Source organism: Actinopolymorpha sp. B17G11, from assembly GCF_040196095.1.
Taxonomy (GTDB): Bacteria; Actinomycetota; Actinomycetes; order Propionibacteriales; family Actinopolymorphaceae; genus Thermasporomyces.
On the sequence record NZ_JBEFTW010000029.1, the window covers coordinates 94,735 to 106,147 of the forward strand.

At 69.3% G+C, this 11,413-nt stretch carries 12 protein-coding genes; 9 read left to right on the forward strand and 3 right to left on the reverse strand.

Annotation, left to right across the window (positions count from 1 at the left end; genetic code table 11):
- The first annotated feature begins 30 nt into the window (after positions 1–30).
- The 8 genes from ABN028_RS25685 (at position 31) to ABN028_RS25720 (ending at position 7,219) form a co-directional block, all read left to right on the forward strand.
- Positions 31–405 (forward strand): ArsR/SmtB family transcription factor, encoded by a 375-nt coding sequence (locus ABN028_RS25685; RefSeq protein WP_349326661.1) that lies wholly within the window; start codon positions 31–33, stop codon positions 403–405.
- Entirely contained in the window at positions 402–1,322 is a 921-nt protein-coding gene (locus ABN028_RS25690; protein WP_349698394.1) for an SRPBCC family protein, read from the forward strand. The genes ABN028_RS25685 and ABN028_RS25690 overlap by 4 nt, the downstream gene beginning before the upstream one ends.
- 63 nt (positions 1,323–1,385) lie before the next feature.
- The gene (locus ABN028_RS25695) at positions 1,386–1,889 is read left to right on the forward strand and encodes an SRPBCC family protein (protein WP_349698395.1); all 504 of its coding nucleotides are present in this window, start codon (positions 1,386–1,388) and stop codon (positions 1,887–1,889) included.
- 75 nt (positions 1,890–1,964) lie between these two features.
- On the forward strand, positions 1,965–2,990 hold the full coding sequence (locus tag ABN028_RS25700; protein ID WP_349698396.1) for an ATP-binding cassette domain-containing protein: 1,026 nt from the start codon (positions 1,965–1,967) through the stop codon (positions 2,988–2,990).
- Positions 2,987–3,832: an ABC transporter permease gene (locus ABN028_RS25705; protein WP_349326657.1), complete on the forward strand. Its 846-nt coding sequence runs from the start codon at positions 2,987–2,989 to the stop codon at positions 3,830–3,832. The genes ABN028_RS25700 and ABN028_RS25705 overlap by 4 nt, the downstream gene beginning before the upstream one ends.
- 92 nt (positions 3,833–3,924) lie before the next feature.
- Positions 3,925–4,425 carry a DinB family protein gene (locus ABN028_RS25710; protein ID WP_349698397.1) on the forward strand — a complete coding sequence of 167 codons (501 nt, stop codon included), beginning with the start codon at positions 3,925–3,927 and terminating at the stop codon, positions 4,423–4,425.
- Between the two features lie 146 nt (positions 4,426–4,571).
- Positions 4,572–5,597, forward strand: a complete 1,026-nt coding sequence (locus ABN028_RS25715) for a Gfo/Idh/MocA family protein (RefSeq protein WP_349326655.1) — start codon at positions 4,572–4,574, stop codon at positions 5,595–5,597.
- Positions 5,598–5,635: 38 nt separating this feature from the next.
- A complete protein-coding gene (locus tag ABN028_RS25720; RefSeq protein ID WP_349698398.1) occupies positions 5,636–7,219 on the forward strand; it encodes a DUF4832 domain-containing protein in 1,584 nt (527 codons plus the stop codon).
- An 82-nt stretch (positions 7,220–7,301) separates the two neighbouring features.
- On the opposite strand, the gene ABN028_RS25725 is transcribed toward ABN028_RS25720, so the two are convergent.
- Positions 7,302–8,390: a hypothetical protein gene (locus ABN028_RS25725; protein ID WP_349698399.1), complete on the reverse strand. Its 1,089-nt coding sequence runs from the start codon at positions 8,388–8,390 to the stop codon at positions 7,302–7,304.
- Between the two features lie 276 nt (positions 8,391–8,666).
- Here ABN028_RS25725 and ABN028_RS25730 point away from each other — a divergent pair, with 276 nt between their 5' ends.
- A complete protein-coding gene (locus tag ABN028_RS25730; protein ID WP_349698400.1) occupies positions 8,667–9,725 on the forward strand; it encodes a GNAT family N-acetyltransferase in 1,059 nt (352 codons plus the stop codon).
- 69 nt (positions 9,726–9,794) lie between these two features.
- Here the strand turns inward: ABN028_RS25730 and ABN028_RS25735 are convergent, their stop codons facing one another.
- Together ABN028_RS25735 and ABN028_RS25740 are read right to left on the reverse strand one after the other, a co-directional pair.
- Entirely contained in the window at positions 9,795–10,880 is a 1,086-nt protein-coding gene (locus ABN028_RS25735; RefSeq protein ID WP_349698401.1) for a Gfo/Idh/MocA family oxidoreductase, read from the reverse strand.
- 77 nt (positions 10,881–10,957) lie between these two features.
- Positions 10,958–11,413 (reverse strand): GNAT family N-acetyltransferase (locus tag ABN028_RS25740; RefSeq protein WP_349698402.1); only part of this gene is annotated, 456 nt, incomplete at its 5' end.

Genomic DNA, 11,413 nt, shown 5'->3' on the forward strand with positions numbered 1-11,413 from the left:
CTATATAACCGTCGTGGTATGTTCGTCGTCATGTCCGCGCCCTTCGACGTTCTCGCCGAGCCCACCCGGCGGCGGATCCTCGACCTCCTGCTCGAGCGTCCCCGGTTGGTGGGTGAGCTCACCGGCCAGCTCGGGCTCTCCCAGCCCGGAACCTCCAAGCACCTGCGGGTGCTGCGCGAGGCGGGGCTGGTCCGGGTCCGTCCGGACGCCCAACGCCGGTGGTACGAACTGCGGCCCGAGCCCCTCGTCGAGCTCGATGCCTGGCTCGCGCCGTACCGGCGGCTGTGGGCCGACCGCCTCGACGCTCTCGAACGCCACCTCGACACGATGCCCGACACTCCGGTGTCGCCCCAGGAACGCGACGACGATGTTCCAGGATCGCAGCAGGAGAAGGACCTCTCATGAACGAAACGCTCCTCACCGTCGACGGTCGACCGATGCTGCGGATCGAACGCCGCCTCGGCCATCCGCCGGAGAAAGTCTGGCGGGCGGTCACCGAACCTGCCGAGCTGAGCCAGTGGTTCCCCGCGACCGTGGAGATGGAGCTCGAACTGGGAGCGAAGGTCAGCTTCGACATGGGCGACGAAGGGGGGCCCAGCGTCGACGGCACCATCGTCGAACTCGACCGACCACGCGTCTTCGCGTTCACCTGGGTCGACGACCTGCTGCGCTGGGAGCTGCGCCCGCATGACGACGGGTGCCTGCTGGTCTTCACCCACACCTTCGACGACCGCTTTGGCGCGGCGAGCTTCGCCTCGGGGTGGCGGCAGTGCCTCGACGCCCTGGAGTTGCTGCTCGCCGGGCAGCCGATCCACCATGTACGGCCGTCAGCGGAGCTGCACGACAGTCTCGTCACGGCGTTCGGACTGGACGAGGGCACGGTGGAGGCCACACCCGGTGGCTGGCGGGTCCGGTTCGAACGCCAGGTCACCCAGCCGGCCGAGTCGGTCTGGAAGCTGCTCGTCAGCGACGGGGCAGACGCCTTGGCGGTGGGCGGCGCGGTTCCTGGTGAGTTCACGGTGGCGGGTTTCCGTCCCGGCGCAGTCACCGCGGTGGAGCGCCAGACGGTGCTGGAGTACAGCTGGTACTTCGACGGCGACGACGCACCCGCGGACACCACAGGACCATCCGGTGCAGCGGGGCCTTCAGGCGTGGCCGGGACCGTCCGGTGGGAGCTGACCACCGGGACCGGACACGGTGCCCGCCTGATCCTCTCCCAGACCGGGCCTGAGGATCTGGTCACCGAGCGGTCCCGCGCGCTCGCCGCCTGGCGCTCGCGCATCGACGAGCTCGCCGCCCAGTTGCGCGGCATGGCCGACTGAACCGAGGCCCGCCCGCCGCGCCTGTCCCCTCGACGCCGTACGTACTGGAAGGACCCGATCACCATGCTGGGCACGTTGGCGACCACCGACGACGGAAGGTACGCACTGCGCTTCGAACGCCGCTACGCCCACCCACCCGAGAAGGTGTGGCGGGCGATCACCGAGGCCGAGCACCTGCGCGCGTGGTTCCCGGCGGTGGTCGACTTCGATCTGAGACCGGGCGCGACGCTCCGGTTCCTGCCCACCGCCGAGCAGGTACGCAGGTACGGCATGACCGAGGACCAGGCCGCGACCGGCGAGATCACCCGGGTCGATCCACCACACCTGCTGGAGTACACCTGGGACGCTGAGGTCCTGCGCTGGGAGCTGACCGCCGACGGTGTGGGCGGATGCCGCCTGGTGTTCACCAACGTCTTCGACAACCGCGCCATGGCGGCGCCCGCGGCGGCCGGGTGGCATGCCGGGCTGGAGGTCGTCGCTGCCCAGCTCGACGAGCGGGAGATCGACTGGTCGCCGTGGGAGCGCGCGGATGCGCTCACCGGCGAGTATGTCGGCAGCATCGATTAGTGTTCCGAACGCCTGGCCGGAGTGCTCTCTGGACCTGGCACGGGCGCCCGATCCGGGCGTGTCGCAAGGAGAGACATGAACGCACCACCGTCCGAACTCGCCATCGAGGCGTCCGGGCTCGTCAAGGTTTTCGGTGAGACCCGGGCGGTCGACGGCGTGGATCTCGCCGTACCCCCTGGTGGGGTCTACGGCTTCCTCGGTCCGAACGGCGCCGGCAAGACCACGACCATCCGGATGCTCGCCACCCTGATCCCGCCCGACGGCGGCACCGCGCGGGTCCTCGGCCACGACGTCGTGCGCGAAGCCGATGACGTGCGCAGCCGGGTCAGCCTGACCGGACAGTTCGCCTCGGTCGACGAGGATCTCACCGGCATGGAGAATCTCATCCTGCTCGCGCGCCTGCTGGGCTATTCGCGGCCACGCGCGAGGGAGCGGGCGAACGAGTTGCTCGAGGCGTTCGGACTCGCCGAGTCGGCCGGCAAGCAGGTGAAGACCTACTCCGGCGGCATGCGGCGCCGGATCGACGTCGCGGCGAGCATCGTCATCACCCCCGACCTGATCTTCCTCGACGAACCGACCACCGGCCTCGACCCACGCAGCCGCAACCAGGTGTGGGACATCGTGCGGGCGCTTGTGGCCGAGGGCACGACCGTGCTGCTGACGACGCAGTACCTCGACGAGGCCGACAAACTCGCCGACCGGATCGCCGTCATCGACCACGGCAAGATCATCGCGGAGGGCACGAGTGGCGAACTGAAGGCTTCGGTCGGTGCGGGAGCGGTCCACGTGCGACTGCTCGACCCCTCCCAGCGACCCGAGGCGGCGCGGGTGCTGTCGGCCGCACTCGGCGCCCAAGCCCATCTGGAGTCCGACCCTTCCGCACTGTCGGCGCGGGTCGGCACAGGTGCAGACGGGAACGAAGCGGGAGAGCGGGTCGCACAGGCGCTCGCCGAGTTGTCCCGGTCGGGTGTGGCGGTCGGACACTTCTCGCTCGGCCAGCCGAGCCTCGACGAGGTGTTCCTGGCCCTGACCGGCCATCCGGCCGAGCCGGGAGACGCTGACAGGCAACCCGCGGGGGCTGCCGAAGGAGGCGCCGCATGAGTACGCCGACCGCACCCGCGTCCTCCGAGCTCGCCGACGCCGGCGCTCTTCGCACCGCTCTGTCCTCGGGGAGTCGCCCGCCACGGCCTCACCCGGTGTCGGTCTCGCTGACGTTCGGCTGGCGTGCCCTGCTGAAGATCAAGCACGTGCCGGAGCAGCTCTTCGACGTCACCGCCTTCCCGGTCATGCTCACGCTGATGTTCACGTATCTGTTCGGCGGGGCGCTGGCCGGCTCGACCGACGCCTACCTGCAGTACTTCCTGCCCGGCATCCTCGTGCAGACGGTCACCATGATCACGATGTACACCGGCGTCGCGCTGAACACCGACATCTCCAAAGGGGTGTTCGACCGGTTCCGTTCGCTGCCGATCTGGCGGCCCGCCGCATTGGTCGGCGCCCTCCTGGGCGACGTGGTGCGCTACTCCCTCGCGTCGATCGTCGTCGTCGTGCTCGGCGTCGTCATGGGGTTCCGGCCGGGAGCGGGGCTCACCGGTGTCGTGCTGGCGGTGCTGCTCCTGTTGGTGTTCTCGTTCAGCCTCGCCTGGGTGTGGGCCGCGCTCGGCCTCATCCTGCGCACCCCGAACTCCGTGATGGGCTGGAGCATGATGGTGCTGTTCCCGTTGACGTTCGGGAGCAACATCTTCGTCGATCCGCGGACCATGCCGGGATGGCTGCAGGCGTTCGTCGACGTGAACCCGATCAGCCATCTGGCGACGGCGACCCGCGGGCTCATGCACGGGACCGTGACGACCGGCCAGCTCGGCTGGGTGTTCCTCGCCTGCGTGCTGCTGGTCGCGGTCTTCGGACCGATCACCATGCGGCTCTACCGGACGAAGAGCTAGGGACTACCCCCGCTGGTGGAACGTCGCGGTCGACGGCGACCAGGTGCCACCAGTCCGAGGTCGTGACTAGCCGGCCATCTAGGGTGACGCGGGTGGAGAGAGCGCCCGAACCCGGCGACGTCGCCGAGCGCGACCTGCTGGTCGGCTGGTTGGCGTTTCACCGGGACGCGTTGGCCGCCAAGTGCGACGGTCTCGGCGACGGCGACTTGGTGATCGCGTCCGCGCCGCCATCGGACCTTTCGCTGCTCGGCCTTGTCCGCCACATGACCGAGATGGAGCATGCGTACCTCGCCTTCGCGCTCGGCGGCGCCGACGACGGGCCATTTCGACTCATCTACTGCACGGACGACGCGCCGGACGGTGACATCGTCGGCCTCACCCCGGCGATGACACGGCCGTCCCTCGACCGATGGCACGAGGAGCGCCGGCGCGTCGACAATCTCCTCGCCGGTGTCGCATCGTTCGACGCGACGAGTCCCGGCAATGGCCGCGCGGTGCGGTGGAACCTGCTCAAGGTGATCCAGGAGTACGCCCGCCACAACGGCCATGCCGACCTCATCCGGGAACGCATCGACGGCACGACCGGCGAGTGAGCTATCCCCTCGTGGGGGTACCAAAACTCGGCAGCGCCGCGTCCCTGTCGGACAACGACGTGCACGAGAGCCGGCACGCCTGCTGCGCCGAAGGATGAACCTGCTCGCGGCTGGCCGGCGTCGGCGGAACGTGCTTCGATGCGTACGTGCTCGACATCGGTGTGGTGGGCGCGGGCCTGCGCGGGCGGCTGTTCGCCCGCGCGCTGCGCCAGATCCCGGACGTACGCATCGTCGCGGTTGCCGACGCGAACTCGGCGGCGGGTGAGGCGTTCGCGGCAGAGTTCGGAGCCGCGGCCCATCCGGATCACCGGGCCCTGCTCGCCGCGTCGCCCGGTCTCGCGGGGCTCGTCGTGGCGACACCCGACTTCGCCCACCGCGACGCCGCCGTCGAGGCGGCCCGCACGGGCGTCGGCCTGCTGATCGAGAAGCCGCTCGCCACCGACGTCGCCGAGGCCGAGCAGATCCACGAGGCTGTGCAGCAAACGGGTACCAAGGCCATGGTGGCCTTCGAGAACCGCTGGAACCCCCGCTTCGTCCTCACCCGCCAGCAAGTGAGGTCCGGCGCTGTCGGCGACGTGCTGTTCCAGTGCGCGCACCTCAACGACACCACGTTCGTGCCGCGGACGATGCTGTCGTGGGCGGCACGCACCACGCCCGGATGGTTCCTGATGCCGCACACCGTCGATCTGGCGTTGTGGCTGTCGGGCAAGAGGCCGAAGACGGTCTACGCCACCGGCCTGCGCCGGGTGATGGCGGCGTCCGGGATCGACACGTACGACGGAATCCACGCCCTGGTGACGTTCACCGACGACACCACGCTCACGCTCCAGTCGCACTGGATGCTGCCCGAGTCCTATCCCAGCGTTTTCGACTTCCGGTACGAACTCGTCGGCGAGCGAGCGGCGCTGCAGATCGACGGGGCCGACGAGGGTGTGTCCATGGCCGGCCCCCGCTACCAGTGGCTGCACCACGCCACATTGGAGGATGATGGCCGCGTCATCGGCGTCGCCGCTGAGATCGCCCGCAGTTTCGTCGACCTGCTGACCGGTGCGCGCCGGCCGGACGACGTACCCACAGTTGCCGAGGCGGTCGTCGTGACGACCGTCGTGGCCGCGATCCACCAGAGCATCGAGGCGGGGGTACCAGTTCAGCTCGGATCCGCCGCCGGGTGAGGACGTCACCCGCAGCGGGTAGGGGAAGGGAGCCCGTCATGAGGAAGCTGCTCGCCGTTCCGGCTGTGCTCTGCGGGGTGGCCATGGTTTGTGCGTCGATCGCACCAGCCGCCACGGCCGCGCAGGTGGCACTCGACGCCCCCGCCCCGAAGGAGAGTGCCGACAACCGCGTCGTGCGTGCGTACGAACCCAGCGACGCCAACCTGGCCAACCCCGAACGCGGCTTCTACCACCACACCGAAACCCACTACCGCGCCGACGGGTCCGGCTACGTGCCGCTCGACAGCGCACGCCTCGCCACCTGGCGGCAGGACGAACAGATCACCCAGATCCTGCGGGTGATCTACCTGGAGAAGTTCGCGGACGTGGACACGCTCGACCGGGCATACCTCGACCTGCTCCGCGCCGACTTCGCCACCGCACGTGACGCGGGCGTCAAGGTGATCGTGCGGTTCGCGTACGCCCAGCCGAAGGACGACTGGCCCTACCAACCGCCGTACGGCGACGCGCCCAAGGCACGGGTCCTGTCGCACATCGCCCAGCTCACGCCCGTGTTGCGCGAGAACGCCGACGTGATCGCGACCGTGCAGAGCGGGTTCATCGGCCTGTGGGGTGAGGGCTACTACACCGACCACTTCGTCGCCGACCCGACCGATCCCGGCACTGTCACCGAGGAGGACTGGGCGAACCGGCGCGACGTCTTCCTCGCGCTGCTGAAGGCGCTGCCGAAGGACCGGACGATCCAGGTGCGCACCATGCTGATGAAGCAGAAGGCACTGAGCCGGCCGAGCGGTGTGGAGGGTGCGCTGACGGCGGAGGAGGCGTTCGACGGCTCGCCCGCCGCCCGGATCGGTCACCACAACGACTGCTTCCTGGCCAGCCCGGACGACTTCGGGACGTTCCTGTCCGACCCGATCACGCTCGACCAGGAGTACCTCGGCCAGGAGACGAACTTCGTCCCCATGGGCGGGGAGACCTGCAACGTCAACCCGCCGCGATCGGAGTGGCCGAGTGCGTCGGCGGAGATGGCGCGCTACCACTACAGCTACCTCAACACCGACTACAACCGCGATGTGCTGGGCAGTTGGGGCGAGGCCGGGATCGAGGAAACCAAGCGGCGGTTGGGTTACCGGTTGGCGCTGACCGAGGGTTCGTTCACCGAGGGCGTACGACCGGGGAGGGCGTTCACTGTCAACCTCGGCTTGCGCAACGACGGCTGGGCCGCACCGTACAACCCGCGGGACGTCAAGCTCGTGCTGGAGGGTGAGCACAAGACGTACGCCGTCCGGCTGGACACCGATCCCCGGCAGTGGGCGGCGGGTACGACGGCCGACGTGGCGGTGAAGGCCTGCGCCGCCGTGCCGCCGGGCGAGTATCGGTTGCTGCTCAACCTGCCGGCACCCGAGCCCCGGCTACGGTCGGACACGCCTTTGCCGGGAGTGCCGGGGATGAGCTACCACTCGGCGTACGCCATCCAGCTCGCCAACGCTGGCGTCTGGGACGCGGCGACCGGGGCGAACGACCTCGGCCACACGCTGGTGGTCGGCTGGGACCAGCCGTCGACGGGTGGCTGCAACGGCGCTCTGCTGCCGGGTCAGGTGGCGACGGCCGGGGCACGGTGACCATGACGGCGCTGCTCAGGGTCCGAGCCCTCGCAGCAGGCGCAGGGCGTGGGCGTGCGGTGGAAGGGCGTGGGCTGGTGGGTCAGGTCAGGGCGTCGGCGACTGAACGGAGGAACGCGAGTTCGTCCTCGGTCGGGTCCTGGGTGCCGGACTGGTTGCCACCACCTGAACCCGGGCCCGCGCCGTCGGTGCCCGTCTCGGCCGCCTGGTCGGCGTTCACACCGAAGATCGAGAGCACCTGGTCTCCGACCTTGACGAACGTTCCGTCCATGGGTGAGCCGAAGTAGTACGCCTGGTCGCCGATCCCGTCGAGCGCCTGACCACCGGCCTTGCTCGCCTCGAAGTTCGTCGAGTCCTCCGACGAGTCACCGCTGATGATCGAGAGCGCCACACCTCGCGCGGTGAAGTCGCAGGCGAACTTCCGGTCGTTCGTCCGCACCGATCGCTGCCCGCTGAACTCCTCGGCTCCGAGGACGGTGCCGGCGAGCTTCAGGTCGACCTTCGTACACGGCTGCTCGATCTTCTTCGGCTCGACCCGGAGCGGATCGGGCAACCGGAAGTGGGCCGTCCGTGCCAACTCGATGGCCGCCGGGACATCCGGCTTCGCGTCCTTCGCGACGTGCAGGCGTACGACGATCGCGACAGTGCCCTGCAGCACGTGCACATCGACCGTCTGTGGAGCCAGCCGCTGGCTGTTGTCGCGGCCGACGACTGGTACGTAGGTCGTCTGCGTCCAGGCGTCGTCACCGAGCTGGGCGACCTCGCGCGGCTTGGCGTCGGGGTACTTCTCGAGTCCACTGCGCGGTCGCGTCTGCTGGCTCGCCTCGAAGTCCGCGGACGTCGTATCCGTGGTCACCTCGACACTCGAGGTGTAGGCGCCGAGGCTGTCACCCGTCATGTACCCGCACGTCGAGCTCCACCCACGCTCGGTCTGGCGAACCGATCGCGCGGTGACCTGGTGAGGCTTGGTGTCGAGGGCGTCGTCGAAGTCCTCGGGAAGCAGCAGTCGGCACTCGTCGAAGAACTTGGGCTCGGCCGGCATCTCGAAACCCGGCTCCTCTTCGCCAGGCGGCGGGGAGTTTTCCTCGGTCTGCGGCGCACCGCCGCAGGCGGCGGTGAAAGTGAGCAGGGCTGAGATCGACAGAAGTAGGTTCGCCGATCGCCGTCCCATCGTCCCCCCGAATCTGTCGAAAGCGTGACCTCGACGTGGCCTGATGCTCAGCACCCACTGCCAGGCAGCGGCCGAGTTGCCGGCCACGCGAGCCAGGCTGATCCTAAGGTGCCGCGCGCGGGACGTCTACGCCGGAGGACCGGCACGTGAGCCGGCTCACGGACGAACCCGCGCCGCGGCAAATCACGAGTCCTCGCCTTGTGTGTTCCGGGAACTTTCAGGATCACCGCGTCGTCGGTGGGGGTCGGTACGGCGGTGTGGGCTAGCGTGCCGGTCATGCGCGAACCGGATTGTGTCGGCGCCTTCATCCACGACGACCACCACCGGATCTTTGTGCAGCGCAGAAGCCCACACCGCCGCGTACTCCCCGGAATCTGGGATGTCGTCGGCGGCCACCTCGAAGCCGGCGAGACGCCCGAGCAGGCACTTGCCAGAGAGCTCAACGAAGAGACCGGCTGGAAGCTCGCCCACATCGAGGCGATGATCGCCGACTGGGAATGGGAGTGGGACGGGGTGGTACGCCGGGAGCTCGACTATCTCGTGCAGGTAACGGGCGACCTGTCCGCGCCCCGGCTGGAGGAGGGCAAACACGATGAGTACGCCTGGGTCGGCCCGGACAACCTCGACCTGATGATGGTCGGGCGTACCGACAACGACCGGCGCCTCCGCGACATCGTCGGCAAAGCGGTCCGGATGCGGCTCACCGAGCGGCTGCGGCTGGAGCCCGTCGGACCTGGCCACACCGACGATCTGGTACGCCTCCACGACGACGCCAACGTCGCCTTCTGGTACGCCGGCCGGTGGAGCACCGACGAGGCCCGCCGCTGCGCGGTCCGCATGGGCGAGGCGTGGGAGGCCGACGGCGTCTGCAAGTGGATGGCGTACGAACGGTCCGGTCGCCGCACGGGCGCCGGTGAACTGGGCGGCGCCGGTGAACTGGGCGGCGACGGTGAGCTGGTGGGAAGGGGCGGTCTGTCGCGGATGGCGTCCGAGGCCGAGGTGACGCGGCGGATCGAGACGGCGCTGGGCCACCGGGGGCGAGCGTGGGCGCGACAGCGGCTCGAGCTCGGTTGGGCGATCTGCACGTCGGCGTCGGGACGAGGGCTTGCCACGGAGCTGGGTCGGGCCGGGCTGAGGTACGCGTTCGACACGCTGGGCGCGGACGAGGTGGTCGCTTTCACCGAACGCCACAACACCCGGTCGCGTGCGGTGATGGGACGTCTCGGCATGGAGTACGTGGGCGAGTTCCCCGGCGAGGGTCTGGTGGAAGGTGTCGAGGGGGTCCAGGAGGGCGCACCGTTCGCGCTCCACGCGATCGCGCGCTCCGGAAGATGATCTTCGATCCGGGGCCCGAACGCCTGGGGCCGGACCACCGGCGCCAGGGCACCATCAGGCGCCTCGCGGCTACTCGGTCGCCCAGGGTTGGCGGGTGGTGCGGATGACCTCACCCGTACGCACCGCCCGCTCGATCATCGTGCCGAGATAGTGGTCCTGCGACGCCTCGGGCAGTCCGTAGAAGCTCGGTCCACCCGCGACGTACTCCCCCATCTTGGCCAGGCAGGTCGCGATCGCGATCTCGTCGTCGTAGAGCCGGCCCGGCTGGAACGGGTTCGTGTACACCCAACGGTCGCCGGCCGTGATCCCGGCCAGAAAGTAGCCCTCCTGGTTCTCCCACTCGCCCTTGTTGACCCGCGTGAGCGAGTAGTCCAGCTGCGTACACGAGGGATCCTGGATGCGGACCCGCTCGTCGAAGATCTCGCCGCGCTGGCCCCGGACCGAGAGGTGGTTCGACCGGATCCAGGAGCGGTGCTGGTTGCCGGTGAAGTCGTAGATCCCGAGCCGGTCGCCGAAGTCGAGCCAGGCCAGGTCGCGTTCGGAGGATACGAGGACGTCCTCCGTCGGCGGCCCGCTCCGGTTCGGTCCGGCCACCCAGTCGGAGACGAACCGCATCCCGCGGATCTCCGCGTCGGCAAAACCCACGCCCAGCATGACCCGCATGAGGCTGGCCGCGTGGTAGAGGTGGGAGATCGAGATGGTGGCCTGGGTGACGGGGCCAAGCCGGCCTTCGGCGATGAGCGCCAGCCGGGCCTGGTTGAGCGGGTGGAACTGGTACTGCTCGGCGACCTGCACCTTGGCGCCCGCCGTAGTCAGGTCCTCGTGGAGCCGGACCAGGCCGGCGAGGTCCGGGGCGGGTGGCGTCTCGGCGAGGGCGGGGATGGCGAGTGCCGCCAACTGCCGGAGATAGTCGGCGCAGGCGGCCGGGCTCACGGAGACAACGACGAAACTCGGTTCTTCCTGCGCCAGAAGGGATTCCAGGCTCCGATAGGTCGCGACACCCCACTCCTGCTGCATGGCCCGCCCGCACGCCTCGTCACGGACGACCATCCCGGCCACCCGAAACGTTTCGGGAAGGGCGCGGGCGATCCGGAGGAAATACTGTGCCCGGAAACCTCCGCCGCCGATGATGCTGAACGTCGTGCACGTCCCCATCCGTACGCCCTTTCCTGACCCCACTGCCGACCCCGCCGCCCGAGAAAGCTACCGGACGTCGGTCGCAGACGACGGTCTCAACCGTCGCGGAGCCCCACGCAGTCGAGGTCCCAGAATGTCTGCGAGTAGACGAACGTGCCGGTCATCTCCGGCTCGTACGACCGCAACCGGGCGACCTGGAACGCTGGCGGCGGAATTCGCAGCGACGGCGGACGAAATCCCACCGTGTCGGCTCTTTCGAAACCCCGGGGACCGTAGAAGTCCGGCGACCCCTCGAGGAAGACGAGCGGTATTCCGTGGGCGTCGGCGGCCGCGAGGGCGTGCGCGACGAGGTGCGTACCGATGCCGCGATTCTGGTGGTCAGGGAGCACCCCGAGCGGCGACAGGGTGAGCACGTCCACCAGTCGGTGGGGTGCGTCGAGCCGGCAGGCGCTCAGCAGGACGTGGCCCACGATCACGTCGTCGACGGTGGCGACGTAGGACAGCGGACCGATCGGAGCCTCGGCAGCCCGTAGCGCCTCGACGAGCCGGGG

Excerpts from the sequence above, each read along its gene's own strand:
- ABN028_RS25695 (WP_349698395.1), top strand. The coding sequence starts at position 1,386 with ATGCTGGGCACGTTGGCGACCACCGACGACGGAAGGTACGCACTGCGC.
- ABN028_RS25690 (WP_349698394.1), top strand. The coding sequence starts at position 402 with ATGAACGAAACGCTCCTCACCGTCGACGGTCGACCGATGCTGCGGATC.
- ABN028_RS25705 (WP_349326657.1), top strand. The coding sequence starts at position 2,987 with ATGAGTACGCCGACCGCACCCGCGTCCTCCGAGCTCGCCGACGCCGGC.
- ABN028_RS25730 (WP_349698400.1), top strand. The coding sequence starts at position 8,667 with ATGCGCGAACCGGATTGTGTCGGCGCCTTCATCCACGACGACCACCAC.
- ABN028_RS25700 (WP_349698396.1), top strand. The coding sequence starts at position 1,965 with ATGAACGCACCACCGTCCGAACTCGCCATCGAGGCGTCCGGGCTCGTC.
- ABN028_RS25685 (WP_349326661.1), top strand. The coding sequence starts at position 31 with ATGTCCGCGCCCTTCGACGTTCTCGCCGAGCCCACCCGGCGGCGGATC.
- ABN028_RS25725 (WP_349698399.1), bottom strand. The coding sequence starts at position 8,390 with ATGGGACGGCGATCGGCGAACCTACTTCTGTCGATCTCAGCCCTGCTC.
- ABN028_RS25720 (WP_349698398.1), top strand. The coding sequence starts at position 5,636 with ATGAGGAAGCTGCTCGCCGTTCCGGCTGTGCTCTGCGGGGTGGCCATG.
- ABN028_RS25735 (WP_349698401.1), bottom strand. The coding sequence starts at position 10,880 with ATGGGGACGTGCACGACGTTCAGCATCATCGGCGGCGGAGGTTTCCGG.